General features: G+C 59.7%; 27 protein-coding genes. 14 read left to right on the forward strand and 13 right to left on the reverse strand.

Annotation, left to right across the window (positions count from 1 at the left end):
• Nucleotides 1–241: 241 nt before the first annotated feature.
• The 3 genes from IB254_RS01275 to IB254_RS01285 all read right to left on the reverse strand — a co-directional run bounded on the left by IB254_RS01275 (nucleotide 242) and on the right by IB254_RS01285 (nucleotide 1,900).
• On the reverse strand, nucleotides 242–862 hold the full coding sequence (locus tag IB254_RS01275; protein ID WP_008024109.1) for a LysE family translocator: 621 nt from the start codon (nucleotides 860–862) through the stop codon (nucleotides 242–244).
• 48 nt (nucleotides 863–910) lie between these two features.
• Nucleotides 911–1,405 (reverse strand): PaaI family thioesterase, encoded by a 495-nt coding sequence (locus tag IB254_RS01280; RefSeq protein ID WP_192415953.1) that lies wholly within the window; start codon nucleotides 1,403–1,405, stop codon nucleotides 911–913.
• 90 nt (nucleotides 1,406–1,495) lie between these two features.
• On the reverse strand, nucleotides 1,496–1,900 hold the full coding sequence (locus IB254_RS01285; RefSeq protein WP_192415955.1) for a RidA family protein: 405 nt from the start codon (nucleotides 1,898–1,900) through the stop codon (nucleotides 1,496–1,498).
• Between the two features lie 132 nt (nucleotides 1,901–2,032).
• Here IB254_RS01285 and IB254_RS01290 point away from each other — a divergent pair, with 132 nt between their 5' ends.
• From IB254_RS01290 to IB254_RS01300, 3 genes are all read left to right on the forward strand, one after another.
• Nucleotides 2,033–2,959, forward strand: coding sequence for a LysR family transcriptional regulator (locus IB254_RS01290; protein WP_008024114.1), 927 nt, complete (start codon nucleotides 2,033–2,035; stop codon nucleotides 2,957–2,959).
• Between the two features lie 136 nt (nucleotides 2,960–3,095).
• Nucleotides 3,096–3,764 carry an ATPase gene (locus tag IB254_RS01295; protein WP_192415958.1) on the forward strand — a complete coding sequence of 223 codons (669 nt, stop codon included), beginning with the start codon at nucleotides 3,096–3,098 and terminating at the stop codon, nucleotides 3,762–3,764.
• 122 nt (nucleotides 3,765–3,886) lie between these two features.
• Nucleotides 3,887–4,675 (forward strand): DeoR/GlpR family DNA-binding transcription regulator, encoded by a 789-nt coding sequence (locus IB254_RS01300; protein ID WP_192415960.1) that lies wholly within the window; start codon nucleotides 3,887–3,889, stop codon nucleotides 4,673–4,675.
• Nucleotides 4,676–4,691: 16 nt separating this feature from the next.
• Here the strand turns inward: IB254_RS01300 and moaD are convergent, their stop codons facing one another.
• The 3 genes from moaD to IB254_RS01315 all read right to left on the reverse strand — a co-directional run bounded on the left by moaD (nucleotide 4,692) and on the right by IB254_RS01315 (nucleotide 6,825).
• Nucleotides 4,692–4,943, reverse strand: a complete 252-nt coding sequence (moaD, locus tag IB254_RS01305; protein WP_192415962.1) for a molybdopterin converting factor subunit 1 — start codon at nucleotides 4,941–4,943, stop codon at nucleotides 4,692–4,694.
• Between the two features lie 28 nt (nucleotides 4,944–4,971).
• Nucleotides 4,972–5,799: a formate dehydrogenase accessory sulfurtransferase FdhD gene (gene fdhD, locus IB254_RS01310; protein WP_192415965.1), complete on the reverse strand. Its 828-nt coding sequence runs from the start codon at nucleotides 5,797–5,799 to the stop codon at nucleotides 4,972–4,974.
• Between the two features lie 135 nt (nucleotides 5,800–5,934).
• The gene (locus tag IB254_RS01315) at nucleotides 5,935–6,825 is read right to left on the reverse strand and encodes a LysR family transcriptional regulator (RefSeq protein WP_192415968.1); all 891 of its coding nucleotides are present in this window, start codon (nucleotides 6,823–6,825) and stop codon (nucleotides 5,935–5,937) included.
• Between the two features lie 282 nt (nucleotides 6,826–7,107).
• Between IB254_RS01315 and moaB the strand changes: the two genes are divergently transcribed.
• On the forward strand, nucleotides 7,108–7,647 hold the full coding sequence (gene moaB / locus IB254_RS01320; protein ID WP_192415986.1) for a molybdenum cofactor biosynthesis protein B: 540 nt from the start codon (nucleotides 7,108–7,110) through the stop codon (nucleotides 7,645–7,647).
• Nucleotides 7,644–8,849 carry a gephyrin-like molybdotransferase Glp gene (gene glp, locus IB254_RS01325; RefSeq protein WP_192415996.1) on the forward strand — a complete coding sequence of 402 codons (1,206 nt, stop codon included), beginning with the start codon at nucleotides 7,644–7,646 and terminating at the stop codon, nucleotides 8,847–8,849. The genes moaB and glp overlap by 4 nt, the downstream gene beginning before the upstream one ends.
• 47 nt (nucleotides 8,850–8,896) lie before the next feature.
• Here the strand turns inward: glp and IB254_RS01330 are convergent, their stop codons facing one another.
• Nucleotides 8,897–9,796, reverse strand: a complete 900-nt coding sequence (locus tag IB254_RS01330; RefSeq protein ID WP_192415999.1) for a bestrophin family protein — start codon at nucleotides 9,794–9,796, stop codon at nucleotides 8,897–8,899.
• 5 nt (nucleotides 9,797–9,801) lie between these two features.
• Entirely contained in the window at nucleotides 9,802–10,800 is a 999-nt protein-coding gene (gene moaA, locus IB254_RS01335) for a GTP 3',8-cyclase MoaA (protein ID WP_192416001.1), read from the reverse strand.
• A 455-nt stretch (nucleotides 10,801–11,255) separates the two neighbouring features.
• Here moaA and IB254_RS01340 point away from each other — a divergent pair, with 455 nt between their 5' ends.
• The 4 genes from IB254_RS01340 (at nucleotide 11,256) to IB254_RS01355 (ending at nucleotide 16,308) form a co-directional block, all read left to right on the forward strand.
• Nucleotides 11,256–13,580: an FdhF/YdeP family oxidoreductase gene (locus IB254_RS01340; RefSeq protein WP_192416004.1), complete on the forward strand. Its 2,325-nt coding sequence runs from the start codon at nucleotides 11,256–11,258 to the stop codon at nucleotides 13,578–13,580.
• A gap of 130 nt (nucleotides 13,581–13,710) precedes the next feature.
• Nucleotides 13,711–15,132 carry a cytochrome ubiquinol oxidase subunit I gene (locus tag IB254_RS01345; protein WP_192416006.1) on the forward strand — a complete coding sequence of 474 codons (1,422 nt, stop codon included), beginning with the start codon at nucleotides 13,711–13,713 and terminating at the stop codon, nucleotides 15,130–15,132.
• Between the two features lie 17 nt (nucleotides 15,133–15,149).
• Nucleotides 15,150–16,166 (forward strand): cytochrome d ubiquinol oxidase subunit II, encoded by a 1,017-nt coding sequence (cydB, locus tag IB254_RS01350; RefSeq protein ID WP_192416008.1) that lies wholly within the window; start codon nucleotides 15,150–15,152, stop codon nucleotides 16,164–16,166.
• Complete coding sequence (locus tag IB254_RS01355) at nucleotides 16,153–16,308, forward strand: DUF2474 domain-containing protein (RefSeq protein WP_192416010.1); 156 nt, start codon at nucleotides 16,153–16,155, stop codon at nucleotides 16,306–16,308. Before cydB ends, IB254_RS01355 begins: the two co-directional genes overlap by 14 nt.
• Before the next feature lie 63 nt (nucleotides 16,309–16,371).
• Here IB254_RS01355 and IB254_RS01360 read toward each other — a convergent pair whose 3' ends face one another.
• Nucleotides 16,372–17,223, reverse strand: coding sequence for a CAP domain-containing protein (locus IB254_RS01360; protein ID WP_192416012.1), 852 nt, complete (start codon nucleotides 17,221–17,223; stop codon nucleotides 16,372–16,374).
• A gap of 200 nt (nucleotides 17,224–17,423) precedes the next feature.
• Between IB254_RS01360 and IB254_RS01365 the strand changes: the two genes are divergently transcribed.
• From IB254_RS01365 to IB254_RS01380, 4 genes are all read left to right on the forward strand, one after another.
• Entirely contained in the window at nucleotides 17,424–18,044 is a 621-nt protein-coding gene (locus tag IB254_RS01365; protein ID WP_192416014.1) for a cell wall hydrolase, read from the forward strand.
• A 107-nt stretch (nucleotides 18,045–18,151) separates the two neighbouring features.
• On the forward strand, nucleotides 18,152–19,087 hold the full coding sequence (locus IB254_RS01370; protein ID WP_008024127.1) for a phosphatase: 936 nt from the start codon (nucleotides 18,152–18,154) through the stop codon (nucleotides 19,085–19,087).
• 177 nt (nucleotides 19,088–19,264) lie between these two features.
• Nucleotides 19,265–20,197: a GlxA family transcriptional regulator gene (locus IB254_RS01375; RefSeq protein WP_192416016.1), complete on the forward strand. Its 933-nt coding sequence runs from the start codon at nucleotides 19,265–19,267 to the stop codon at nucleotides 20,195–20,197.
• Between the two features lie 267 nt (nucleotides 20,198–20,464).
• The gene (locus IB254_RS01380) at nucleotides 20,465–21,433 is read left to right on the forward strand and encodes a nitrilase-related carbon-nitrogen hydrolase (RefSeq protein WP_192416018.1); all 969 of its coding nucleotides are present in this window, start codon (nucleotides 20,465–20,467) and stop codon (nucleotides 21,431–21,433) included.
• A gap of 657 nt (nucleotides 21,434–22,090) precedes the next feature.
• On the opposite strand, the gene IB254_RS01385 is transcribed toward IB254_RS01380, so the two are convergent.
• The 4 genes from IB254_RS01385 to IB254_RS01400 are packed head-to-tail and all read right to left on the reverse strand — an operon-like array spanning nucleotide 22,091 to nucleotide 24,279.
• Nucleotides 22,091–22,789 carry a dienelactone hydrolase family protein gene (locus tag IB254_RS01385; RefSeq protein WP_192416020.1) on the reverse strand — a complete coding sequence of 233 codons (699 nt, stop codon included), beginning with the start codon at nucleotides 22,787–22,789 and terminating at the stop codon, nucleotides 22,091–22,093.
• A 37-nt stretch (nucleotides 22,790–22,826) separates the two neighbouring features.
• Nucleotides 22,827–23,450 carry a glutathione S-transferase family protein gene (locus tag IB254_RS01390; RefSeq protein ID WP_008043943.1) on the reverse strand — a complete coding sequence of 208 codons (624 nt, stop codon included), beginning with the start codon at nucleotides 23,448–23,450 and terminating at the stop codon, nucleotides 22,827–22,829.
• A gap of 56 nt (nucleotides 23,451–23,506) precedes the next feature.
• Nucleotides 23,507–24,022 carry a DoxX family protein gene (locus IB254_RS01395; protein ID WP_008028137.1) on the reverse strand — a complete coding sequence of 172 codons (516 nt, stop codon included), beginning with the start codon at nucleotides 24,020–24,022 and terminating at the stop codon, nucleotides 23,507–23,509.
• 53 nt (nucleotides 24,023–24,075) lie between these two features.
• Nucleotides 24,076–24,279: a hypothetical protein gene (locus IB254_RS01400; protein WP_008043946.1), complete on the reverse strand. Its 204-nt coding sequence runs from the start codon at nucleotides 24,277–24,279 to the stop codon at nucleotides 24,076–24,078.
• Nucleotides 24,280–24,671: 392 nt separating this feature from the next.
• Between IB254_RS01400 and glsB the strand changes: the two genes are divergently transcribed.
• Nucleotides 24,672–25,580: a glutaminase B gene (gene glsB, locus IB254_RS01405; RefSeq protein WP_008028142.1), complete on the forward strand. Its 909-nt coding sequence runs from the start codon at nucleotides 24,672–24,674 to the stop codon at nucleotides 25,578–25,580.
• The last annotated feature ends 193 nt before the right edge of the window (nucleotides 25,581–25,773 follow it).

Genomic DNA, 25,773 nt, shown 5'->3' on the forward strand with positions numbered 1-25,773 from the left:
GCTGAAAACGCCGCATAACCCGTGAACGAAATGCCCGCTTCGCAAGAAGCGGGCATTTTTTTGGGTTCTTCACACAGTCCCGGGAAACACAAAAACAATAACGGCCCGCAACTGCCAATTCGACATCGTCTGGTAAGCGCAAAACCTGTAGGAGCCGGCTTGCCGGCGATGCGGTCTTGAACTTTACGTTGCCCGTTCGGACGTCATCGCCGGCAAGCCGGCTCCTACAGGGGGACGCTGTTCACCGCTTGCTGAACGCCAACCGCGCGGCAAACAGAACAAAGATCATGCCCGTCGTGCGGTCCATCCATTTGATGACTTTTTCACGCCGCAGCACCAGGGCGAGTGGTTGTGTAGCGCGAATCAACGTCAACGACCAGATCAAACCGAGCACCACGTGAATGCTGACCAGGCCAAAAGTCCAGGCAATCAGCGAGTGGCCCTGGGGAATGAACTGTGGGAGAAAAGAGACGTAAAAAATGCCGATTTTCGGATTGAGCACATTCCCCATCATGCCTTTCAGAAACCAGTTGGCCGTTGGTTTTGCGTCCGTTTCGAGGGGTGACAGCGAGCGGCGCGGGCGCAGCAGCATGTTCAGGCCCAGCCACGCCAGGTATGCGGCGCCGCAGTATTTCAGGACGTTGAAGGCCAGTTCCGAGACCGCAATCAACGCGCCCAGGCCAAAAGCGACCGCGGCGCCCCACAGGAAGCAGCCAGCATTGATGCCCAATGCCGCGCGGAAGGCCTGTTGTCGACCTTCCACCGTTGCGGTTCGCAGGATCAATGCGGTATCGAGGCCGGGCGTCAGTGTCAGCAACGTGGCCGCGAAGGTAAACGCGAGAAGATTGTCGGCGATGGACATGGGCGTGCGCTTCCAAAAGAGGATGCGCGCACGTTATCACGCGGCGATCTATCGGTTATGCGCGACGTCGGCCAATTGAGCGGTGTCCACGCGAACAAAGGTGGAGTCGCCCACCGCCGTGAGCACGTCCCCGGCGTAGATCTCGCAGATGACCCGGGTCTTGCGCCCGACATCACCTTCGACCTTCGCCCGCAGGGTCAGCGGGACACCCATCGGCGTCGGTTTGATGAACTTGATGCCGAGGTTGCCCGTGACGCAATTGATGCGCGGAAGGCTGGCGGCTTCGCGGTTTTCCGCCCGGTAGTGATAGGCCATCGCGGTCCAGTTGGAATGGCAATCCACCAGCATCGCGATCAAACCGCCGTAGACCAGATCCGGCCAGCCGCAATACCTGGCGTCGGGCACGTGCTCGGCGATGACATGCTCGCCGTCTTCATGCCAGAAGCTTTTGACGTGCAGCCCATGCGGGTTGCGGCTGCCACAGCCATAACAAACGCCTTCCGGCGCCGCTGTGTCTTGCAGGGAAATGTCGGGTGTGGACATGCCTGGGTCATCCTCAAAAGTGTGGGCTGAACATTTTCCGATTCTAACGCCGAACGGATAGCCGCGTTCATTCCCTGTGCAGGCGTCAGTTCATTCCTCGGCGGTGTCTGGAAGCCTGGCAATCACCTTGATCTCGAATTGAAAGCCATACAGCCACGTTACGCCGACTCCGGTCAACGTCGGGTGCGGTGCGTTACCCCAGAACTCCGGCACGATCTTCCAGATGGTTTCGAAGGTCGATTCGGGGTCGACGATGAACACGGTGACATCAATCACATCGTCGAAGGTGCAACCGGCCGCCACGAGGATCGCGTTCAAATTGGTGAAGGCGAGCCGCACCTGTTTCTCCAGATCCGGTTCGGGCGATCCATCCTCAGCGCTGCCGACTTGCCCCGAGACGAACAAAAAGCCGTTGGAGCGAATAGCCGGCGAGTAGCGATTGCGCTGATATAGCGCCTGGCGTTTGGCTGGGAAAACAACATCGCGCTGCGTCATGAAAGGCCTCCATCAAGGGCTCTGTGTGAACGATGAAGGGACTGTAAGGACTTGCATCGGGGCGATAAACGAGCAACCTTGGCCAGCACTGTTTGTGATATCCAAACAATCCTATCGATACCTGGGGCTGCAATGGACCGTTTTGATGCAATGCAGGCATTCGCGCGGGTGGTGGAGGCGGGCAGTTTCACCAAGGCGGCCGAAACCCTGCACATGAGCAAGACCACCGTGACCCAACTGGTGCAGCAACTGGAGGCCCGGTTGCGCGTCAAGTTGCTCAACCGCACCACGCGCAAGGTCAACGTCACGGCTGATGGCGCCGTCTATTACGAGCGGGTGTTGCGGCTGCTGGCCGACATGGACGATGCCGAAACCAGCCTGTCCGGTGCGTCGACGTTGCCCAGAGGCCGGCTGCGCGTGGATGTGCCGAGCCCGCTGGCGAGGATGATTCTGGTGCCGGCATTGCCTGCGTTTTATGCGCGATACCCGGACATCCAGATCGACATGGGCGTCAGCGATCGCATCGTCGACATCATCGATGAAAACGTCGATTGCGTGGTGCGCGGCGGCGAGCTGATGGACCAGTCGCTGATGGCCCGGCGTGTCGCTGACCTGCCGCTTGGGGTGTTTGCAGCACCGAGCTATCTGGCTCGCGTCGGCGTGCCTTTACATCCGCAAGAGCTGGAGGATTCGGATCATCGAGTCGTCGGCTTTTTATGGGCGCGCACCGGCAAACCGGTGCCCTACGCGATGTACAACGAACGTGAGCGTGTGCAGGTCAAAGGACGTTATGTGCTGGCCGTCGATGATGGCAACGCATTTCTTGCGGCGGGCCTCGCCGGGCTCGGTGTGCTTTGGCTGCCCAAATACATGTCCAGGGACTACGAGGCTCGCGGTGAATTGGTACCGCTGTTCGAGGACTGGAGTCTCGAGACGATGCCCTTGTATGTGGCCTTCCCGCCGAACCGGCACATCAGCCTGAAGCTGCGCGTGTTTATTGATTGGGTGGTCGAGTTGATGGCGCAGCATGCGCCGGTTGCTGATCGGCCGGGGGCATGAGGCTAGGGGGTAACGATGCCTTTTGCCGCAACCATTCGTTTGATCAATAACCATCATCAAGAATCGCAAGTTCTGTTTTTTCGCCAAGGGAGGAGGATAGCCACATACCGAATTCGCCACCGAAGGAACCTGCGCGATGAGAATCTCTACCCTGCTGGCCCTTGTCGCTGTCCTGACCGGCAGCGTTGCCGCCACCGTGCCGGCATACGCCGCCGAACAGTCCTGCCACTTCCCGCCGGTCGCCGACAGCGCCGCGACGTTGCAACACGCGCAATCAGTGGGCGTGCTCTACAGCGAAAACACTGTCAGCACCCTCGAATACCTTGAGCAATACCACTCGGTTGCACTGAACGGCGCGAAGAACCCGGAACTGGATTCACGCATCAGCAGCGCCTTCGTCGACAGCTCCGATCCGAAACGGGCGATCAACTGGCTGATGGGGTCGTTGCAGAAAGAGTTTGCCTCGGTGACGGTCTACGACAACCTCGATGCGCTGGTGCAGGCGCACCCGGACGTGGTGGTGATGCTCGACACCTACAGCCGCCTGGTGTCCAAGCGCAATAACCAGGTTGAAGCGCGGTTCATGGCCAAATTCTACGACTCGAACCTGCAATACATCGGCAAGGCCGAGGGCTCGCGCGCACAACAAATGCCTTCAGTCTGGGTGCATGGCAAAGCCGCGCCGGAGATCGCCGCACAGATCGATCAGCAAACCGCATTGCAAGTGAATGCACTGAAACAGTTCGACTCCTCGTTGAAGGCGCTGGTGACCTCAGGCCATATAGCTCAGGTCGCGATCAACTGACGCTTCACCGCAATCCTGTAGGAGCCGGCTTGCCGGCGATGGGGCCCTCTGAACCCTACATCGATTGTGTTTGCACGAAGGTTTGGCTAATCTCGCACAAACCCGCAAATTCAGGCATAAACATGCATGACCATCACTCGGCCGCCGAACTCCCGCATCTGCGCCGGCAGAAAATCCTGCTGATCCTCGAACGTGACGGCAAGGTCATGGCCTCCGAGTTGAGTCAGCATTTCGCCGTCTCGGAAGACACCATCCGCCGCGACCTGTCGGAGTTGGCCACGGCCGGCCTGGTGCAACGCGTGCACGGCGGCGCGCTGCCTCGGCCCAAGGACACGGGCAAGGATTACTTCACGCGGGTCAGCGAAACCGATGAGGTGAAGACCCACCTCGCGCAGCTCGCCGCCAGTCGCGTGGAGAATGGCCAGATCGTGATGTTCGATTCCGGCACCACCACGCTGCAGATCGCGCGTTCGTTGCCTTCGGACATTTCCATCACCGCCATCACGACCTCGCCGATGACCGCCATCACCCTGGCCGAATACAAAGGCATCAAGGTGATTCTGGCAGGCGGGCAACTCAACCTCGCGACGATGTCGGTCAGCGGACACGAGACCCTGCGCTTGTTGCAGGGCATCAAGGCGGATGTGCTGTTCACCGGCGTTTGCGCGATTCATCCGCAAGTTGGCATCAGCTCATTGCACTTCGATGAGGTGCCGGTTAAACAGGCACTGCTCGACAGTGCTTCGCAGGTGATCGCCGTCACCACGGCGGACAAACTGGGCGCGGTCGAGCCGTTTGTGGTCGCGCCGTGCAACCGTATCCATACGCTGATCACCGAGCGCCATGTGGCGTCGGGCGATGTCGGGGATTATCGGAAACTGGGGATCGAGGTGGTTCAAACGCAGGCCTGAACACCACGCACAATGCTTAGCCGCCAGTGACGGGTGGAAAAAACGCGATCTCGTCAAAGTCTTCGACGGTCTGATCCAGTCGGCACAGGTCCTGGTTCACCGCGCACATCAGGTTGCTCTCACTGAAAATATCTGCCCAGACACCGCCACGCGCTACCAGCCGTTGGCGGATGTCTTCGACCGTGTTGAGCGAGGCATCCAGCAGCAGCTTTTCACCGCCAAGGTTCAACTGCTCGCGATAGCGGGCGAAGTAACTGATGAGAATCATTGCGTGTCCTCCAGATTGAAATGCCCCGTTAAACCGGGCTGTAAATGCGTGGCGCGTTGCGATGGGGGACGTGAATCAGATTGAGGCGGTGCCGGATGGCCCACTGCACCGTCAATGCAGTGGGTGCCGACAGGCTGACCAGCGTGCCGAGCTTCGCCCGTACGGCTTTGTGAATCAGCTCCAGGCTGCAGCGGCTGGTCACGACGGTGAAGCCGACGCGCGTATCGATCCGTGCCTGTTGCAGCGCGCCGATCAATTTATCCAGGGCGTTGTGGCGGCCGATGTCTTCCCTGCACACAACCGCATTGCCGTCAGCGTCGAAATACAACGCCGCATGCAGCGCGCCACTGCTGCGCGCCATTTGCTGAGCCTGTTCGATGCGCTCGCGTATGCCGTTGAAGTGCGCTGCGGCGGGGAGCGGAACGGGCTGCAGAATGTCCAGTTGCGGCAGCGCCTGTTCCAGTGCCTCGACACCACACAAGCCGCAACCACTGGTGCCGGTCATTTGCCGGCGATGATTTTTCAGTGCCCAGAACGCGCGACTGGATATCTGCACATCGGCCTGGCAGGCCTGATCGAAATGCGTGAGACGCACGTCGTAGATTTCGCTCAGGTCTTCAACAATGTCGTTGCTGACGCTGAAACCGCGGATGAAATCCTCGAGGTTGCCGGGCGAGACCATCATCACCGCCTGGCTCAGCCCGTTGTAAGTAATGGCCAAGGCAATCTCGGACGCCAGCGCCGCTTCTGAACGGGCAGCGGCCTTATCGTATTCTCTGAACGTCACGTGCAGCGGTTGTGGCGCCGGTGCATTCACATCCGTTAGTTCATTGGATTGTTCAACTTGGCACAACATGATTAAACCCCGCAGCACTGGATTAAGTTCAGGCTACGGATATTCAATTATTGCGTCCAATCGCTTGTTCCGATTCTGTGATTGGCGCTGTCGATCATCATCTCCGCACGTTGTTTGTCGGACGGCTGATTAACATCAGCTTGTTGCTTTGAATAACAATCGGGCCTCGGCAAAACATTTCTCGGCGATGGCCGAGCGCGGTTCGGTTTTGCGCATGACCAGTCCCAGCGGCGCAAGGACGCTGGCATCAGGCAGCTGGATGAACGCAAGGTGTTCGATCGGCTCCTCCAGTCCGCTGTCCAGCGGCATGATCGAGCAGCAGAAGCCTTCGTGAATCGCCTGGAGCAATTGATACGTCGAATCACTTTCCAGGATCGGCTGCGGGTTGAGCCCGCGACTGCGGAAACTCAGGTCGATGGATTTGCGGTAGTGCATGCCATTGCTGATCATCCCCAGCGGCAGTTCGGCGGCGTCTTCCCAGCTCATTTCAGTGCCTTCGAAATGGAAATGACGGGTGTCGTAGAGCAGACCGACGCGGGTCTCGCCGATTTCGAAAAACTCGAAGTAATTGGGGTTCACGTGATCCAGGTAGCAGACGCCGAGGTCCAGCTGGTTGTTGCCCAGGCCTTCGATGATCTGGTCCGAACTCATCGAGTTCAGACTGAACTTGAGCTCGGGAAAACTGTGGGAAAGGCCCTTGATGTAGCTGACCGGATTGAAACTGCTGAGCGGGACCAGGCCCATGCGCAGGTTGCCGACCAGTTGGCCACGGCAGGCGGCCGCTTCGGCGAACAACCCGTCATGGGCCGCCAGCAGGGTTCTGGCCCACGCCAGTACGCGCTCGCCAGCCTGGGTGAAGCCTTCGAAGCGCTGGCCTCGGGTGACCAGCACCAGATCCAGTTCATCCTCCAGATTACGCAGGCGCATGGACAGGGTGGGCTGGGTGATATGGCAACGCGCGGCGGCTTGACCGAAGTGACGGGTCTGCTCCAGTGCGATCAGAAACTTGAGTTGTTTGATGTCCACGATGGCACCTGCCGAGAGGGAATGGGCTGTCAGTATTAGCGTAGGTGCGAAGGGCACAGGCTTGGCATTTAACGTTATGAACAGACGATCTCACTGCCTCTCTTTTCAGTCCAATCAGTAATATTTAATGAGTCATCGGCGGGCTCTATCACTGCAAGAATTAATAGTCGAAATGAGTGATAGAGGGGCTCGATAAGTTGGTTGGTTAGAGTGATTAGACAGTGATTATTCAAGCGCTTTAGTCTCTGAAGGTTATTTAATTAATACCTGCCGGAGAAAGATATGAGCGTGAAATCGGATGCGTTATTTGTACCGTTGAATATTGCCGTGCTGACCGTTAGCGATACCCGTGAATATGCCAACGACACCTCCGGGCAATTGCTGGTCAGTCGATTGCTGGAAGCCGGCCACACCCTCAGTGAACGCAACTTGTTGAAGGACGACCTGTACAAAATCCGCGCCCAGGTGGCGAACTGGATCGCTGACGAAGACATTCAAGTGGTGCTGATTACCGGCGGCACCGGCTTCACCGGCCGCGACAGTACGCCCGAGGCCGTGGCGTGTTTGCTGGACAAACAGATTGACGGTTTTGGTGAGCTGTTCCGGGCGATCTCCATTCTCGACATCGGCACGTCTACGGTACAGAGCCGGGCATTGGCCGGGTTAGCCAACGGTACGCTGGTGTGCTGCCTGCCAGGTTCGACCGGCGCCTGTCGAACCGCGTGGGAAGGCATCCTCGCCGAGCAGTTGGATGCCCGTCACAGACCGTGCAACTTTGTGCCGCATCTCAAAGCGGTGCAGGCGTGCGGGCCACGGGGATGAATTCGCCAGGGCTAATGCCTGTGGAGGACGCCATCGCCAAACTGCTGGCGATGGCCGAGGCGCAACGCCTGCATGACAGCGAGCCGGTCCCGTTGAATGCGGCCCGGCAACGCGTGCTGGCCAATGACCTGGTGGCGACCCTGGACCTTCCGCCGTGGCCCAACAGTGCCATGGACGGTTATGCGCTGAGTGTTCATGACTGGAACGGGCAACCGCTGGCCGTGTCGCAACAAGTTTTTGCCGGCCGCGCCCCAGACGCCTTGCGGCCGGGAACCTGCGCGCGGATCTTCACCGGGGCACCTGTGCCGCAGGGCGCCAATTGCGTCGAGATGCAAGAGAACGTCGACGTCCTGGCGGACGGGCAGATACGCTTCAAGCAGCCACTGACGGCGGGCCAGAACATCCGCCCGCAAGGCCAGGAAAATCGCGCGGGCGAGGTTTTGTTGGTTGCGGGCACACGGCTGGGACCGTTCGAATTGGCGGTGGCTGCGGCTCAGGGATTGACGCAGGTCGATGTGGTGCGCCGGCCACGGGTCGCGTTGCTTTCTACCGGCGATGAACTGGTCGAGCCGGGCACGCCACTGAAGCCCGGCGGCATTTACAACAGCAACCGGACGCTGTTGAGGCATTGGTTGAGCGCATTGGGCTGCGAGGTCATCGATGCCGGGATTTTGCCTGACCAGCCACGGCAGACACGGCTCAAGCTTGAACAGTTGCAACACGCGGCTGACTTGATTCTGACCACCGGTGGCGTGTCTGCGGGTGATGCCGACTGCCTCGGGCAAGTGCTGCGCGAATGCGGCAGGCCGTTGTTGTGGAAGCTGTCGATCAAGCCGGGCAAGCCACTGACCGTCGGCCATTTTGGTACGGTGCCGGTGATCGGTCTGCCAGGCAATCCGACCTCGGCGCTGGTGACGTTCGGGCTGTTGGCCCGGGCTTATCTGCTGCGGATTCAAGGTGTCGAAGAGGTCACGCCCTTGAGCTTTCCGGTCAGCGCCGGTTTCGATTGGCCCAAGGCCGGAAGCCGCCGGGAATACCTGCGGGTCAAGCTGCAAGCAGGCCGGGCTGTGCTTTATCCGAACCAGAGTTCCGGCGTGTTGCTCGGTGCTTCCTGGGCGGACGGACTGGCGGAGATTGCAGAAGGTTGCACGCTGAAGGTCGGTGACCCGGTGCGGTTTATCCCTTTCAGCGAATTGTTCTAGAGCACGTCAACCATCCCTCACCGTTGGCTGAGGGATGAACGTCTCGATCACTCAAGTACGTAATCAACGGGCTCCAGCACCGGAGGAAGCTGCGTCGCCCCCAGCGCCGACAGCACTTCACGTTCGATAATGCGCACCAGGGCATCGGTGGGCAGGTCATTTTCGTCGCGACCGAACGGGTCTTCCAGTTCATCGCCAATCGCGTCCAGCCCGAAAAACGTGTAGCTGACAATGGCGGTGAAAATCGGCGTCAGCCAGCCCAATGGTTCGGCCATGGCGAAGGGCAGCAAGATGCAGAACAGGTAAATGGTCCGGTGCAGCAACAGGGTGTAGGGAAACGGCAGCGGCGTGTGTTTGATACGTTCGCAAACGGCCTGGGCCTGGGTCAGGCGGGTCAGATGGTTGGCCATGAGCGTATAGCGCCATTCATTGATCGCGCCCGATTCGCTGAGCGTCGAACACTGTTGGCCGACCTGCAGCAGAATCTGCCCACTCAGGTCGGGAGTATTGTTCTTCGGCATCGGGTCGAGCCAGTCGCCACTGGCGGCCAGTTCGTTTTCCGAGCGCAGTTTCGCGTTCAGCGCATGGGCGAAGCCGCAGAGGTTACTGAGGATTTTTGAGCGTTCGCCGGCGTCCTTGATGATCTGGGTTTCGCGAATCATCGACCGGATGTCCACGATCACATCACCCCACGCCTTGCGTGCTTCATACCAGCGGTCATAGCAGGCGTTGTTGCGAAAGCTCATGAAGATCGACAACGACAAGCCCAGCAGGGTGAACGGCGTTGCACTGACCTTGGAGAAATAACTGGGGTGCAGGGTCTCGATCAGCACGATGGCCGAGGCGAGCACGGTCACCATCAGGCTGCGCCAGGCAATACGTTTGGCGATCGAACCCTTGAGTGAAGTCAGGACGCCGATCAGATTGGGTTTGGGTCTCACGATCATGGTTTTCAGCCGCCCGTCATGTTCATGAAGCGAACCACCTGAACGTCATCGTTCACTTCGAAATTGTGCCGATAAGGCTTGAGCTTCATCGCCTCGATAATGGCTTTTTCCAAGCGTTCGGGCTGACCGGGATGGGCGCGCAGTACCGCCTTGAGATCGACCGAATGCTCGTTGCCCAGGCACAGCAGCAGCCGGCCTTCCACGGTCAGCCGCACCCGGTTGCAGGTGCCGCAAAAGTTGTGGCTGTGGGGGGAAATGAACCCCAGGCGAATCTGTGGCGCCTCGGCCAGACGCCAGTAGCGGGAAGGGCCCTGGGTCGACTCGGCGGAGTCAATCAAAGTGTAGCGCTCGGCTATTCGTTCACGTACCTGGGCGCTGGAATAAAACGATTCCGCGCGGCTGTGCTCATGGATGGTGCCCAAGGGCATTTCTTCGATGAATGAAATGTCGAGCTGGCGGTCGATGGCGAAGCTCACCAGATCGTTGATCTCGTGATCGTTGCGGCCCTTCATCACCACGCAATTGAGCTTGGTGTTGCGAAACCCGGCGGCGATGGCGGCGTCGATGCCCTTGATGACTTGTGCCAGATCGCCGGTGCGCGTCAGTTCGCGAAAGCGTTGCGGGTCCAGACAGTCGAGGCTGATGTTGAGTCGCTTGACCCCGGCGTCGAACAACGGCTTGGCCAGTTTGCTCAACTGCGAACCATTGGTGGTCATGCACAATTCGCGCAGGCCGGGCAGGGCGGCGATTCGTTCGCACAGTTGCACCACGCCGGGACGAATCAACGGCTCGCCGCCGGTCAGGCGGATTTTGCGGGTGCCCAGCGCCACGAAGCTTTCGGCGACCTGGTAGATTTCTTCCAGGGTCAGGATCCGTTGGCGCGGCAGGAATTGCATGTCTTCGGCCATGCAATACACGCAACGGAAGTCGCAACGATCGGTGACAGACATCCGCAGATAGTCCACGCGCCGGGAGAACCCATCGATCAAGACTCGCTCTGACATGACAGCCTCGCTTGGCGGTTTTGGTGGTAATGACCCGCGCACTTTGTAATGGAAATTCCGTCGTTATCCGGAATGGATTGCGGTGACGGAACTGTAGGAGCCGGCTTGCTGGCGATGGCACCCTCACTGACGCCATCGCCAGCAAGCCGGCTCCTACAAATCCGTCACTCGTTACAGGTCCGTTGTTTTACGACCCGAACCGCAGGCTAAGTGCAACTTTGGAGGGCGTCCAATCACTATTAATGACCGGGTGATCGATGGGCTCTATGACAAACTTTTTTCAAGCGTTAAAGTTATTTATTAAACACTCAAGCCATTGAAAATAAAGGGATAAATCCCGTGATAGATCTCTTCGATAATGTGGTCATTAATAGCGATTAGACAATATTCAATCCCCATTCATATGCTCGCTCCGTACTTCGAAAAGCCTGTGTGCAATGTCACGGAGAAGCATCATGTCTCAAGTCGACCGTTACAAACCTTACAAGGGTGCCGCTGCCGGTTGGGGGGCGTTGATCGCCGTCACCAAGAACTGGCTGGGCAGTGAGAACGCCCTGAAAAATATCCGCGCCATGCTCAAGACCAACCAGAACGGTGGCTTCGACTGCCCGGGCTGCGCCTGGGGTGAGTCGCCGGAAAACGGCATGGTCAAGTTCTGCGAAAACGGCGCCAAGGCGGTTAACTGGGAAGCGACCGGTCGCCTGGTGAACCCGGCGTTCTTCAACAAATACACGGTGTCGACGCTGGCCGAGCAAAGCGATTACTGGCTGGAGTATCAGGGCCGGCTCACCCATCCGATGCGCTACGACGCGCAGTCGGACCGTTACGTGGAAACCACCTGGGATGACGCGTTCGCCCTGATTGCCCGGCACCTCAATGCGCTGGAATCGCCGGATCAGGCCGAGTTCTACACCTCGGGCCGGGCCAGTAACGAGGCGGCTTTTCTGTACCAGTTGTTCGTACGGGCCTACGGCACCAATAATTTCCCGGACTGCTCCAACATGTGCCACGAAGCCAGTGCCGTCAGCATGGGCGAGAGCCTGGGCGTGGGCAAAGGCACGGTGGTGTTCGATGACCTGGAGCATTCCGACGCGATCTTCGTCATCGGCCAGAACCCCGGCACCAACCATCCACGGATGCTTGAACCGCTGCGCGAAGCGGTGAAGCGCGGGGCGCAGGTGATCTGCATCAACCCGCTCAAAGAGCGCGGGCTGGAGCGTTTCCAGCATCCGCAGCACCCGATCGAGATGTTGCTGAACGGCTCCGAGCCGACCAACACCGCCTACTTCCGCCCGGCACTCGGCGGCGACATGGCGGTGATGCGCGGCATGGTCAAGTTCCTCTTGCAGTGGGAGCGCGAAGCTCAAGCCAGCGGTGGCGAGCCGGTGTTTGACCACGCCTTCATCGCTGAACATACCTCCGGGATGGATGAGTATCTGGCGCAAGTCGATGCCACCACCTGGGCGCACATCGAGGAGCAGTCCGGCATGAGCCTGGCGGATATCGAACTCGCCGCGCGCATGTACGCCAAGGCCAAAGCCGTGATCATGTGCTGGGCGATGGGCTTGACCCAGCACACGCACTCGGTGCCGATGCTGCAGGAAGTCATCAACCTGATGCTGTTGCGGGGCAACGTCGGCCGCCCCGGCGCGGGCCTGTCGCCGGTGCGCGGTCACAGCAACGTGCAAGGTGACCGGACCATGGGCATCAACGAACTGGCACCGGTCGAGCTGCTGGATGCACTGGAAAAACGCTTTTCGTTCAAGCCGCCACGCGAGCACGGCCACAATACCGTGATGGCGATTTCGGCGATGGAGCAGGGCCGTTCGAAAGTGTTCATCGCTCTGGGCGGCAACTTCGCTCAAGCCACCCCGGACACCCCGCGCACCCACGACGCGTTGCGCAAGTGCGCCCTCACCGTGCACATCGCCACCAAACTCAACCGCAGCCATTTGGTCACCGGACGGGAAGCGTTGATTCTGCCGTGCCTGGGTCGCACCGATATCGACATGCAAGCCGAAGGACCACAAGGCGTCACCGTGGAAGACACCTTCAGCATGATCCACATCTCCCACGGCCAGTTGAAACCCAAGTCGGTGCATCTGCGCTCGGAGCCGGCGATCATTGCCGGGATCGCCGCCGCCACGCTGGGCAAGCATCCGATCGACTGGAATTGGGCCATCGGTGACTACGGCCGCATCCGCAACATGATTGCCGACACCATTCCAGGCTTCGAAGATTTCAATCAACGGCTGCTGCACCCGGGCGGTTTCCACATGCCCAACAACGCATCGAATCGCGTCTGGAAAACCGCGACCGGCAAAGCGCAGTTCACCCCGAGTGTGTTGCCGGAGCACCTGATCAGCGAAGGCGTGCGCAACCTGGCAGAGAAGCCGGATCTGATCCTGCAAACCATGCGTTCCCACGATCAATACAACACCACCCTGTACGGTCTGGATGATCGTTATCGTGGGGTCTATGGGATGCGCGACGTCGTATTTGTGAACGAACAGGACATTCGCAAACTCGGCTTCGAGCCGGGGCAGAAAGTTGATCTGGTTGCACTCTGGGACGATGACCGCGAGCGTCGTGTCAGCGGCTTCACCCTGATTGCCTACGACATTCCGCCGGGCCAAGCCGCCGCTTACTACCCGGAAACCAATCCACTGGTTCCGCTGGAAAGCTACGGTGACCGCACGTTCACCCCGACCTCCAAGTTCGTCGCCATCCGCCTCGAACAGGCGGGCGCCAGCAACGTGATCATGTCTTCCGTCGCGTAGTTCAGACCGGAGCGTCGCCGCACGCCGCACCGGTTTCACCCTTTCGACATTAGTTGGCTGCGGGCCCTACGGCCCGACGGTGGCCCGGCTGTGTGCCGTTTTTAACTCAGCCTCGATGAGGATGTTCAGCATGTTTAATCTGGAGGCACTGGACCTGGCGCGCATTCAATTCGCGTTCACGGTTTCGTTCCACATCATCTTTCCCGCCATCACCATCGGCCTGGCGAGTTTCCTCGCCGTGCTCGAAGGGCTTTGGCTCAAGACCCACAACGACACCTATCGTGACCTTTACCATTTCTGGTCGAAGATCTTTGCCGTCAACTTTGGTATGGGCGTGGTCTCTGGTCTGGTCATGGCGTATGAGTTCGGCACCAACTGGAGTCGCTTTTCCGACTTCGCCGGCAGCATCACCGGTCCGTTGCTGACCTATGAAGTGCTCACCGCATTCTTCCTTGAAGCGGGCTTCCTCGGGGTCATGCTGTTCGGCTGGAACCGGGTAGGGCGCGGCTTGCACTTTTTTGCCACGGTGATGGTGGCGATCGGCACGTTGATTTCGACCTTCTGGATTCTCGCGTCGAACAGCTGGATGCAAACGCCGCAAGGTTTCCAGATCGTCGACGGCCGGGTGATGCCGATGGACTGGCTGGCCATTGTGTTCAACCCGTCGTTCCCGTTCCGCCTGGCGCACATGGCGATTGCCGCGTTTGTCGCCACTGCGTTTTTCGTCGGCTCGTCAGCGGCGTGGCATTTGCTGCGCGGCAACGACACCCGTCAGGTGCGCAAAATGCTCTCGATGGCGCTGTGGATGGCGTTGATCGTGGCGCCGATTCAGGCGGTGGTGGGTGACGCTCATGGCTTGAACACGCTGGAGCATCAACCGGCAAAAATCGCCGCGATTGAGGGCCACTGGGAAAACGCCGACAACGGGCCGACGCCACTGGTGCTGTTTGGCATCCCGGACATGCAGGCCGAGAAAACTCGCTACGCCGTGGAAATCCCGTACCTGGGCAGCCTGATCCTGACCCACAGCCTGGACAAACAGATTCCCGCGCTCAAAAGCTTCCCGAAAGAAGACCGGCCCAACGCGACGATTATCTTCTGGAGTTTTCGCGTGATGGCGGGCCTTGGCATGTTGATGATTCTCGCCGGTCTGCTCGGGCTCGCGTTGCGCCGCAATGGTGGAATCTATCGGCATCGCGGCTTCCTGCGTTTTGTGTTGTGGATGGGGCCCAGCGGTTTGGTCGCGATGCTCGCCGGCTGGATCACCACCGAAGTGGGCCGTCAGCCTTGGGTGGTCTACGGATTGTTGCGCACGGCGGACGCGGCTTCTCACCATTCGGTCGCACAGCTGAGCATCTCATTGGCGCTGTTCGTGGTGATCTACTTCTCGGTGTTCACGGTGGGGATCGGCTACATGATGAAACTGGTGCGCAAAGGGCCGCAACCGCATCACGCGCATCCTGTCGGCGACTCGTCCGCTCAAGTAGTAACGCCACGTCGGCCGCTGTCCGCCGACGCCGAAAACCTCGACACCGACGCCCGCGTCCATTGAATAAGGGGAGTTGAATCATGGGTATTCAAGGTATTGACCTCTCGCTGATCTGGGGCGTGATAATCGCTTTCGGCGTGATGATGTACGTGATCATGGACGGCTTCGATCTGGGGTTGGGCATCCTGTTCCCGTTGATCCCGGATGCACGGGAGCGCGATGTGATGATGAACACCGTGGCGCCGGTCTGGGATGGCAACGAAACCTGGCTGGTGCTGGGTGGCGCGGCGCTGTATGGCGCGTTTCCGCTGGCGTATTCGGTGATTCTGGAAGCGCTGTACCTGCCGCTGATATTGATGCTGTGCGGGCTGATTTTTCGCGGTGTCGCGTTTGAATTCCGCTTCAAGGCCAGCCCGCAAAAGCGTCACATCTGGGACCTGGCGTTTATCGGTGGCTCGCTGTTGGCGACCTTTGCCCAAGGCGTGGTGATCGGTGCTTACATCGCCGGCATCCCGGTGGTCGATCGGCAGTTTGCCGGTGGCACACTGGACTGGCTGGCACCGTTTCCGTTGTTCTGCGGGGTGGGGTTGATCGTCGCTTACGCGTTGTTGGGCAGCACCTGGTTGCTGGTCAAGACCGAAGGCATGCTCGAATCGCGGATGCGCCTGTTCACGCGTCCGTTGGCCTGGCTGCTGTTGGCGGTGATCGGCGTGATCTGTGTCTGGACACCGATCCTGCACCCGGACATCGCGACGCGCTGGTTTGCCCACGCTCACCTGGTGGTGTTTGGCGGCTTGGCGTTGTTGGCCGCGCTCGCGTTCTTCGGCCTGCTCAGCACTTTGCGTCAGCGCCACACCCACTGGCCCTTCGTTTTTACCTTGGCGCTGGTGTTCCTGGGGTATATCGGATTGGCGTTCAGCATCTGGCCGAACATTGTGCCGCCCTCCATCAGCCTGTGGGCCGCGGCATCACCACCCACCAGCCAGTTGTTCATCCTGATCGGGGCCTTGTTCATTCTGCCGATCATCCTGATGTACACCGTCTGGAGTTACTACGTGTTCCGCGGCAAAGTGAGGATCGGCGATGGCTACCATTAATTCGCGTCAACCAGAACCCGCGCGCTGGTATCGGCGGCTCGGCTGGCTGGTGCTGATCTGGTTCGGCAGTGTGTTGGCGCTGGGCGTCGTGGCGGGGGCATTGCGATTGTTGATGCATGCGGCGGGAATGAGCTCGCACTGACTTGAAAAAAACAACCCGGACGCCGTCAAGGCGGTCCGGGTTTTTGCGTTTGTCGGCGGGCGTTTACGGCGAACCAAACATCACTGTCCAGTAAATCCCCGAATCGCTCTTCGGGTCCACCGCATACGCAGCACCCAATTCCTGGTACTGCGGGTTCATCAGGTTGGCGCAGTGGCCGGGGCTGGCGACCCAGCCATCGACGACCTTGCGCACGCTGTCTTGCCCGGCGGCGATGTTCTCGCCGATCTGCTGGCCGCTGTAACCCGCCAGTTCTGCCCGGTCACCCGGCGTGCGACCGTCGCGGTCCTTGTGATCGAAGTAATTGTTGTTGGCCATGGACCGCGCATGCGTCTCGGCGGCTGTCGCCAGTGTGGCGTTCCAGGTCAACGGCGTGGCAGCGGCAAAGGATTGCGTGCCGCACTGGCGTGGACGGCTGCGGGCGACGTTGAGTTCGGCCAGCAACTTCTGGCCTTCCGCCTGCCAGTCGCCCAGGCGCGCGCTCAACAATGGACGGGCCACCACGATGCGCCATTCACGGTCCTGGCGGCTCACGCCGATGTCGACGAATTGCGGATCGAGCACGATCTGGCAAAAGCTCTCCTGGATCGCTTTCATCGCCGCCGCCGCATCGCGCGGCCCGGACAGGCTGATCGCCTGCACGTTCTTCATCGGATAATTCGCGGCAACCATGGCCTGTTGCAGATTGCCGATGCTGGAGGCGGACAACGCCAGCCGTGGATCACCCGCCAGCGGTGGCAGTTCCGACGAGACCTGACCTGCGCATCGCTGGATCTGGCTGCGGTAATCGTTGATCGAGTCGATCAGTTGTTTCTCGTCGGTCGCCAGCGCATTCATGGCGAACAACAGCCCCAGCGACAACGTGGCAAGACGCAAAACGGGTGGCAGGACACGCATGGAAATCTCCCTTGTTCGGACTGCGCCCATGATGCGCGATTTCACCCCTGTGAGCGCAATGCCTTTTCACACCGAAATACAGGTTGTCGGCCGTCTGTCGAAATGAAAACGGGCAACTACAATCAAGCCATGTCGCCGGCCAGGGGCGCTCAGCGTCGACAGTTTGTTGCTTGAATCCAGTCCACTCAGAAGGGGCGATCATGCGCTTGATTTGGATAGCGACCTGCTTTGCAATCATGTTACTCGGCGGCCAGGCAGCGGCGACTGAACAGGAACAAAAAAAGGAAGCGGCCGAAAACAAGGCCGAAGTGCTGGAACAGAAAGCGGCGGAGAAGGGGGCCGATGTGCCGGTGCCCAGGTCCGAAGCGATTACCACCTCCGAAGTGCAGGCGGTCGACCCGGCAGGCGCGTCGCCGCTGGACGATGCAATCACCTGCCTGGCGCGCTCCATTTATTGGGAAGCCAAGGGCAAATCCTCCGCCGACATGGAAGCCGTGGCCAGCGTGGTGATGAATCGCCTGGGCCATGAGGGCTTTCCGGACACGGTGTGCGCGGTGGTCAAACAAGGTTCTGAAACCAAGAACTGCCAGTTTTCCTGGTGGTGTGACGGGCGTTCCGATCAGGTCCAGGAAGAAACCCAATACATGATCGCCAAGGAAATCGCGCGCAAGGCGCTCAACAAGCAGCTCAACGACCGCACCCACGGCGCGATGTATTTTCACGACCGCAACGTGCACCCCGATTGGGCCAGAAAATACATCAAGACCACCGAGACCAGCATGTTTCTCTTCTATAAGCCCAAGGGTGGAGAGGCCCATTAGCGATGTCATCTGGATGTCATCGAACCCATGTAAAAATTCTTGCAAACCGTCTTGAACGTACAGCGGGCCTGGGTCTGCTGACAGATGAATTTGCAAGGAATACCTCAATGAAAGGAGATGCCTCCCTGTTTGCGGCCATCGACCTGGGGTCCAATGCGTTTCGCATGATGATCGGCCAGTCGGTCAAGCGGAATCAGCAACTGGTGATCCAGGAAGTGAAAACCCTGCGTGAGCCGGTGCGTCTGGCGGAGGGTTTTCAGGGCGGTGCGCTGGACGAAATGGCACTGGATCGCGGATGGCAGGCACTCGCGCGATTCGGCAAAAAGTTACGCGGCTTTGAGCCCGGTCGTGTACGGGCGGTGGCCACCAGCGCCGTGCGTGAAGCCGACAATGCCCAATTGTTCCTGGCCAGCGCAGAGCGGCATCTGGGTTTTCGCATCGACGTGATCTCCGGGCATGAAGAAGCGCGGCTGGTTTACGCCGGTGTGGCCCACACGGTTCCCGGTACGGAACGCAAACGGCTGGTGATCGACGTCGGTGGCGGCTCCACGGAATTGATCCTCGGGCAGGGCGCGCAGCCGCTGTTGACCGAGAGCATTGCCATCGGCAGCGGCACCTTTGGTGCGCGTTATTTTCAAGGTGGGCGCATCACGGCCCCGGCGCTGCTGGAAGCCGAGCGTGTCGCCACTCTGCAATTCGAACGCGTGGCGCGCCGTTATCGCTCGCTGGGCTGGCAGCAAGTGATCGGCTCGTCAGGCACCGCACGGATGCTCGCCAAAGTGCTCAAGGCCAACGGTTTGAACGACGAAGGCCAGAGCGGCATTACCTACAGCGGCCTGTTGCGCCTGTCGCTGCGCCTGCTGGAAGTGGGGCACGTCAATCAACTCAGGCTCGCGGGCCTGCAAAGTCACCGCCTGAGCATCCTGCCCGGTGGGCTGGTGCTGATGCTGGCAGCATTCAAGGTTTTTGGCGTCTCGCACATGACACCGTCCGAGCCCGGTTTGCGGTTCGGTGTGCTGCATGGGTTGATGTCCCGGCACTGAGTGCCAGCCGCGATCCCTCCATAACTTCGCATAGTTCAACGCATCGACCACGGCCTGCGCCTCGTGTTGTCGGCCAACGGCTTTCCGTTAGGTGTAGAGCTGATCAGAGCGTACAGTGCAAGTTAGATGGCCTTAAAAGCTATCAAGCCTCCTTTGCGGTCATCAGGAATTGGCGTCATGCACGAGATCGGCCTCATCGTTTACCCCGAATTCCAGGTGCTGGGCCTGGCCATGTGTGCGGCGTTCGAAATGGCCAACGGCGCCGCCGATGAGCCGGTGTACAGCCTCACCTTGTTGTCGGAACACGGCGGGACGGTGCAGACCTCCGCCGGCTTCGGCGTGGAAACCACCGCGTTCGATCAGCGTTCGTTCGACACGCTGCTCGTGATTGGCGACAACCTGATCCGTCCGGTTTCATCGGGCATGGTGGCGTTTCTGCGCAGCGCCAGTCAGACCTGCCGCCGGGTCGGCTCGATCTGCACCGGTGCCATCGCGCTGGCCGAGGCCGGTCTGCTCGATGGCCGCCGAGCGACCACGCACTGGTGCCATGCGCCTGCGTTGCAACGGGCTTACCCGAAGGTGAAGGTGGAAGAGGACCGGATCTTCATCAACGACGGCAACGTCTGGACCGCTGCGGGCATGAGTGCCTGTGTCGATCTTGCATTGGCCTTGGTGGAAAGTGACCTCGGTGCAGAAGTGGCGCGGCGGGTGGCCCGGCAATTGGTGGTGTACCACCGACGCGCGGGCGGGCAGTCGCAGTTTTCGGTGATGCTTGAACTCGAGCCCAAGACTGATCGCATTCAAGCCGCGTTGACCTATGCCAAGCAGCACCTGAAGTCCGAGCTGTCGGTCGAGGAACTGGCCAGTGCCGCCAACCTCAGCCCGCGACAGTTCAGTCGCGTCTTCCATGCTGAAACCGGTCAGTCTCCTGCCAAGGCCATTGAAAACCTGCGGGTGGAGGCCGCGCGCCTGATGATGGAAACCGGCCGGCACGCCATCGATGTGGTGGCGACAGAGACCGGTTTTGGTGATCGCGAGCGGATGCGCCGGGCGTTTATTCGCGCCTTCGGCCAACCGCCGCAAGTCATCCAGCGTGCGAATCGAGGCTGACGTTGTAGGAGTCGGCTTGCTGCGGGCGGCGTTCTCGAAATCGCGATCGTCGGAACGCCGCCCGCAGCAAGCCGGCTCCTACAGGTTTTGTGTGAATCCTCGATTCTGGACATCCCCACGATCTGTAGGAGCCGGCTTGCTGGCGATGGCGTATTTGAAATCGCTATCTGCGTGGCTTAAAAGGTGGTGTATTCGACATTTTGGCCAAAATATTATTGTCGTAATCTAGATCTCGTTGAAGCCCCATTCCCAACTGAGATCACCGCCATGACCATCGTCAAAGCCGCTGCCGTCCAGATCGCACCTGTGCTCTACAGCCGTGAAGGCACTGTAGAAAAGGTCGTCAACAAGATCCGTGAACTCGGCGAGAAAGGCGTGCAGTTCGCCGTTTTCCCGGAAACCATCGTGCCGTATTACCCGTACTTTTCCTTTGTACAGTCGCCGTTCGAAATGGGCTCCGAGCATTATAAATTGCTCGATCAGGCTGTCGTTGTGCCTTCCGCAACCACCGATGCCATTGGCAAAGCCGCCAAGGACGCCAATATGGTGGTGTCCATCGGCGTCAACGAGCGCGATGGCAGCACCCTCTACAACACGCAATTACTGTTCGATGCGGACGGCACCCTGATTCAGGCCCGTCGCAAGATTTCGCCGACCTATCATGAGCGCATGATCTGGGGCATGGGCGATGGTTCCGGCCTGCGCGCAATCGACAGCGCTGTTGGCCGCATTGGTCAATTGGCCTGCTGGGAACACTACAATCCGCTGGCGCGTTACGCCCTGATCGAGGATGGCGAACAGATTCACGCCTCGATGTACCCCGGTTCCTTCGCCGGTGAGCGGTTCACCCGCCAGATGGAAGTCAGCATCCGCATGCACGCGCTGGAATCGGCGTGCTTCGTGGTCAACTCGACGGCCTGGTTGTACCCGGAACAGCAGGCGCAAATCATGGCTGACACCGGTTGCAGCATTGGTCCGATCTCCGGTGGTTGCTACACCGCGATCATCGATCCGCAAGGTGAAGTCGTCGGCGCACTGACCGAAGGTGAAGGCGAAGTCATTGCCGACATCGACTTGTTCCAGATCGAAGTGCGCAAGCGTCAGATGGATGGGCGCGGCCACTACAGCCGTCCGGAAATCCTCAGCCTGAACATCGACCGCACACCGCATCGCCATGTGCACGAGCGCAACGCGCAGCCGAAGCTGGCCGACACTGCGCAAGCGGAAGAGTTGTGATTATGAAAGTCATGACGATCAATCAATAAACGCCAAACCTGTAGGAGCCAGGCTTGCCGGCGAAGGCGTCTTTGAAATCGCCATCGCCGGCAAGCCTGGCTCCTACAGGTTTTGCGTGAACCCGTAACCCCGAACACACCCGAGATCTGTAGGAGCACGGCTTGCCGGCGAAGGCGTCTCTGAAATCGCCATCGCCAGCAAGCCGGCTCCTACAGGTTTGGTGTGAACCCGCGATCCCGAACACACCCGAGATCTGTAGGAGCACGGCTTGCCGGCGAAGGCGTCTCTGAAATCGCCATCGCCAGCAAGCCGGCTCCTACAGGTTTGGTGTGAACCCGCGATCCCGAACACACCCGAGATCCGTAGGAGTACGGCTTGCCGGCGAAGGCGTCTCTGAAATCGCCATCGCCAGCAAGCCGGCTCCTACAGGTTTGGTGTGAACCCGCGATCCCGAACACACCCGAGATCTGTAGGAGCACGGCTTGCCGGCGATGGCGTCAGTGAAATCGCCATCGCCAGCAAGCCGGCTCCTACAGGTTTGGTGTGAACCCGCGATCCCGAACACACCTGTGATCCGTAGGAGCCGGCTTGCTGGCGATGGCGTCTTTGAAATCGCCATCACCAGCAAGCCGGACTCCTACCCAAAGCGTGTCGGTCTTAGAGTTCCATGCCCAGGAAGATCAGCGTATTGCCATGGGCTTCAGCCGCGGCACGCTGGTTGTAGCTGTCGCGATGGGAGCAGTTGAAGCCATGCTCGGCTTCCGGGTAAACCACGATTTCAACGTTATCGTTGTTGTCGAAACGCTCGGCGATTTTCTCCACGGCTTCCAGCGGGATGTGGCTGTCCTGTTCGCCGAAGTGCATCAGCAGCGGCACTTCGATTTCGTCGGCGCGGTCCAGTTGGTTCTGGATGCCGCCGCCGTAGTAGGCGATCGCCACGTCCACCAGCCCATTGGCAGCGGTGTGGTAGGAGAGCAAGCCACCGAAGCAGTAGCCGATGGAGGCAATACCGCCATCCAGACCCGGTTGTGCTTTCAAAGCGTCGATGGCCAGCTCGATGTCTTTCTGCGCTTTGCCGACGTCGGTGGCGTTCATCAATTCGACGGCGCGTTTCCAGCCGGCTTCGTCGTAGGTCAGTTCAATGCGCGGGCCGCTGCGCCAGAACAGGTCCGGTGCGATCACCAGGTAGCCGTCGGCGGCATATTGCTCGGCGACCGAGCGGATGTGTTCATTCACACCGAAGATCTCCTGGATCAGCACAATCCCCGGGCCTTTCTGGGTATGCGGAATCGCCAGGTAAGCGCCGAATTTACCTTCAGCGCTGTCGATCTCGATCCATTGGGTGGTCACGCTCATGGTGGCTCCTGTCTTCGCAAGTGAGTTGGGGCGTAGCTTAATGCGGCTGTGTGGCTTTGAAGCTCGTCAGCCCCTGCATCCGTTTCCACCAGCTGTTGAAGCCGTCCACGGCAAATACCTGTGGCGCATCCGGAGTCATCGCGATGTAGGCGCAACCCGGTGCCAGGTAGAAGTCGCCGATGCTCGGTTCAAGGCCGGCGATATACGGATCGGTGCCTTTAATCTTCATCAACTCGCGCAGCACTCGTTTCGAGTTCTCGATACCTTGGCGACGCGAATCTTCATTCTGCCCGCCAATGAAGTCGGGAAACAGATGGTAGCCGAACACCGAGACCAGCGCGCCATAACCGTAAGAGTCATAAATGCCCTGGGCCATGTGGGTGCGCGCACGGTCGTGGGCGTTGTCCGGGGTGATTGACGGGCCGGGCAGGACTTCGTCCAGGTAGGCAATGATCGCGCCGGTTTCGATCACCCGAAAGCCGTCGTGGTCGACGACGGGCACCTTGCCGAACGGGTGACGCACCAGATGCTCCGGCAGGTGCGGTTCCCCTTTGATCACGTTGACCTGCACCTGCTCGAAGTCCGCGTCTTTTTCCACCAGCAACATCTTCACTGTGCGCACATAAGTACTGCCGTCAAAACCGTAGAGAGTGAGACTCATGGCGATTGCTCCTGTTCTATTGGGAGTGGCAGGTACGTTATCGAAACGCCGGCGCCTCAGCGGTGGTTGCGACGCCAGAAGAAGCGAGCCAACAACGTATCGAGACTGAGCTTGCCGGCACCCGAGAGCAACAGCGGCATCAGGGCGGCGAGGTAAATCAGCGGCAGTTTGAAGTTGCCGTAGCCCTTGTTGCTGATGGAGTAACCCTGAGCAAGCTCACTCAATGTAGACCAATCGGCCGGCCAGTGGACGGCGGCCGTCGCCACAAGGGTGACCACGATCAACGCGATGGCCGAAATCCGCGTGCCAAGGCCGACGAGGATGGCAAGGGCGCAAAGCAGTTCGGCCCACATCGACAGTTCCCAGTTCAGCGTCGCCGGTATCTGGTCGAAGGGAAACGGAAAACGATCCTGAATGTCGGCGAACCAGTTTTCGCCATTCCATTTTTCCAGGCCTGACTCGAAAAATTCCCAGGCAATGAACAACCGCAGGGTCAATGGGGCGAGCCAGCTACCGGCACGGTCAAGGTTCAGGTGCAGGCCTTTCACGGCCGACGAGATTGCAGAGTTCATGGACATGGTCTCCGTTCAGTCAGGGATGCGGGGCTCGCGGCCCCGCGCAAGGGTTACTCGCCGGCGCCGCACTTGCCTTCGCCGCATTTGCCTTCAGCCGGTTTTTCCGCGGTGTCGGCGTGGGCCTGGCTGTAGCCGTGGGCCAGCTGTTTCATGCTGAACGCTTCGGACTCGGAGGCCGACGCGACGTTGGACAGAGCCAGGCCGCCGGCGATGATCAGGCCGAGGGTCAGGGAAGAAGTCGAGAGCTTGAACATGGTGATACTCCGTAGCATTGAGTGAGTTGAGCGCTTTGATCGGCTGAGCCAATCGACAGGCACATTTCACCAATCGGGTGTATCTGCGATGTGTCGTTGGGGTGGGGTTTTATGGACGGGGTGTGTCAAGGACGGGGCTGTACACACTCTGATACGTAACCCCCTAAATTTCCTTGGCCCCCCACAAATCACTGTAGGAGCCGGCTTGCTGGCGATAGCGGTGGGTCAGTCGATACATTAATTGCCTGAACGGACGCTATCGTCGGAACGCCGCCCGCAGCAAGCCGGCTCCTACAATGGCATTCCAATTCACAACTGTGATCCGCTGCCGACCACCAGCGTCTAGCGTCAGTGTCCCCGCAATCCCTTGGGGCGAGACTTCGGAACCCGGCATGCAAGCGCTGTTGAACGAGATCCTTGACGCAGTTCGGCCCCTGATCGGTCAGGGCAAGGTGGCTGACTACATTCCTGCCCTCGGCACCGTGCCGGCCAATCAACTGGGCATCGCCGTATATGGCAACGACGGTGAGCTGTTTTGCGCCGGTGACGCCCACACGCCGTTCTCGGTACAGAGTATTTCCAAGGTGTTCAGCCTGGTGCAGGCCATCGAACATTCCGGCGAAGCCATCTGGCAGCGCCTGGGGCACGAGCCTTCCGGGCAGCCGTTCAACTCGCTGGTGCAGCTGGAATTCGAACGCGGGCGCCCGCGCAATCCGTTCATTAACGCCGGTGCACTGGTGATCTGCGACATCAATCAGTCGCGCTTTGCCGCACCGGCCTTGTCGATGCGCGATTTCGTCCGGCGCCTGTCGGGCAATCCGCAAGTCATGGTGGACGGCAAGGTCGCCGAGTCCGAATACCAGCACCGGGCGCGCAACGCCGCCATGGCGTACCTGATGCAATCCTTCGGCAATTTTCACAACGATGTCGAAGCGGTGCTGCGCAGCTACTTCAGCCATTGCGCCTTGCGCATGAGTTGCGTGGACCTGGCGCGGGCGTTCTGCTTCCTGGCCAACGACGGCTTCTGCAAGCACAGCGGCGAACAGATCCTCAGCGGCCGCCAGACCCAGCAAGTCAATTCCATCATGGCCACCAGCGGCCTCTACGACGAGGCTGGCAACTTCGCCTATCGCGTCGGTTTGCCCGGCAAGAGCGGCGTGGGCGGCGGGATCGTCGCGGTGGTGCCGGGGCAGTTCACGGTGTGCGTCTGGTCGCCGGAACTCAACGCCGCCGGTAACTCACTGGCGGGCATGGCCGCGCTGGAGTTGTTGAGCCAGCGGATTGGCTGGTCGGTGTTCTGATAGCGCGGGGTTGTGGCCGACCGACGTGTCTCTTTGATCGTGCGCATTCCCCTGTAGGAGCCGGCTTGCTGGCGATGGCGTCTGTCCAGCCAATACACACGTTGACTGATCCACCGCTATCGCCAGCAAGCCGGCTCCTACAGGGGATTTGCGTACGGTTTCGCAATCGAACGAAATGCGTCGGATGGCCACC

It is taken from the genome of Pseudomonas sp. PDM03, assembly GCF_014852385.1.
In the GTDB taxonomy this organism is placed as follows: domain Bacteria; phylum Pseudomonadota; class Gammaproteobacteria; order Pseudomonadales; family Pseudomonadaceae; genus Aquipseudomonas; species Aquipseudomonas migulae.

What these genes read in the sequence shown, in the direction of transcription:
- moaA (WP_192416001.1), bottom strand. Translation starts at nt 10,800, where the DNA reads ATGTCAGAGCGAGTCTTGATCGATGGGTTCTCCCGGCGCGTGGACTAT.
- IB254_RS01400 (WP_008043946.1), bottom strand. Translation starts at nt 24,279, where the DNA reads ATGTTCAAGCTCTCGACTTCTTCCCTGACCCTCGGCCTGATCATCGCC.
- moaD (WP_192415962.1), bottom strand. Translation starts at nt 4,943, where the DNA reads ATGATTCTCATCAGTTACTTCGCCCGCTATCGCGAGCAGTTGAACCTT.
- IB254_RS01345 (WP_192416006.1), top strand. Translation starts at nt 13,711, where the DNA reads ATGTTTAATCTGGAGGCACTGGACCTGGCGCGCATTCAATTCGCGTTC.
- IB254_RS01285 (WP_192415955.1), bottom strand. Translation starts at nt 1,900, where the DNA reads ATGACGCAGCGCGATGTTGTTTTCCCAGCCAAACGCCAGGCGCTATAT.
- cydB (WP_192416008.1), top strand. Translation starts at nt 15,150, where the DNA reads ATGGGTATTCAAGGTATTGACCTCTCGCTGATCTGGGGCGTGATAATC.
- IB254_RS01355 (WP_192416010.1), top strand. Translation starts at nt 16,153, where the DNA reads ATGGCTACCATTAATTCGCGTCAACCAGAACCCGCGCGCTGGTATCGG.
- IB254_RS01390 (WP_008043943.1), bottom strand. Translation starts at nt 23,450, where the DNA reads ATGAGTCTCACTCTCTACGGTTTTGACGGCAGTACTTATGTGCGCACA.
- IB254_RS01380 (WP_192416018.1), top strand. Translation starts at nt 20,465, where the DNA reads ATGACCATCGTCAAAGCCGCTGCCGTCCAGATCGCACCTGTGCTCTAC.
- IB254_RS01295 (WP_192415958.1), top strand. Translation starts at nt 3,096, where the DNA reads ATGAGAATCTCTACCCTGCTGGCCCTTGTCGCTGTCCTGACCGGCAGC.
- IB254_RS01275 (WP_008024109.1), bottom strand. Translation starts at nt 862, where the DNA reads ATGTCCATCGCCGACAATCTTCTCGCGTTTACCTTCGCGGCCACGTTG.
- IB254_RS01290 (WP_008024114.1), top strand. Translation starts at nt 2,033, where the DNA reads ATGGACCGTTTTGATGCAATGCAGGCATTCGCGCGGGTGGTGGAGGCG.
- IB254_RS01385 (WP_192416020.1), bottom strand. Translation starts at nt 22,789, where the DNA reads ATGAGCGTGACCACCCAATGGATCGAGATCGACAGCGCTGAAGGTAAA.
- IB254_RS01365 (WP_192416014.1), top strand. Translation starts at nt 17,424, where the DNA reads ATGCGCTTGATTTGGATAGCGACCTGCTTTGCAATCATGTTACTCGGC.
- IB254_RS01375 (WP_192416016.1), top strand. Translation starts at nt 19,265, where the DNA reads ATGCACGAGATCGGCCTCATCGTTTACCCCGAATTCCAGGTGCTGGGC.
- glp (WP_192415996.1), top strand. Translation starts at nt 7,644, where the DNA reads ATGAATTCGCCAGGGCTAATGCCTGTGGAGGACGCCATCGCCAAACTG.
- IB254_RS01300 (WP_192415960.1), top strand. Translation starts at nt 3,887, where the DNA reads ATGCATGACCATCACTCGGCCGCCGAACTCCCGCATCTGCGCCGGCAG.
- IB254_RS01395 (WP_008028137.1), bottom strand. Translation starts at nt 24,022, where the DNA reads ATGAACTCTGCAATCTCGTCGGCCGTGAAAGGCCTGCACCTGAACCTT.
- moaB (WP_192415986.1), top strand. Translation starts at nt 7,108, where the DNA reads ATGAGCGTGAAATCGGATGCGTTATTTGTACCGTTGAATATTGCCGTG.
- glsB (WP_008028142.1), top strand. Translation starts at nt 24,672, where the DNA reads ATGCAAGCGCTGTTGAACGAGATCCTTGACGCAGTTCGGCCCCTGATC.
- IB254_RS01280 (WP_192415953.1), bottom strand. Translation starts at nt 1,405, where the DNA reads ATGTCCACACCCGACATTTCCCTGCAAGACACAGCGGCGCCGGAAGGC.
- IB254_RS01340 (WP_192416004.1), top strand. Translation starts at nt 11,256, where the DNA reads ATGTCTCAAGTCGACCGTTACAAACCTTACAAGGGTGCCGCTGCCGGT.
- IB254_RS01360 (WP_192416012.1), bottom strand. Translation starts at nt 17,223, where the DNA reads ATGCGTGTCCTGCCACCCGTTTTGCGTCTTGCCACGTTGTCGCTGGGG.
- fdhD (WP_192415965.1), bottom strand. Translation starts at nt 5,799, where the DNA reads ATGTTGTGCCAAGTTGAACAATCCAATGAACTAACGGATGTGAATGCA.
- IB254_RS01370 (WP_008024127.1), top strand. Translation starts at nt 18,152, where the DNA reads ATGAAAGGAGATGCCTCCCTGTTTGCGGCCATCGACCTGGGGTCCAAT.
- IB254_RS01330 (WP_192415999.1), bottom strand. Translation starts at nt 9,796, where the DNA reads ATGATCGTGAGACCCAAACCCAATCTGATCGGCGTCCTGACTTCACTC.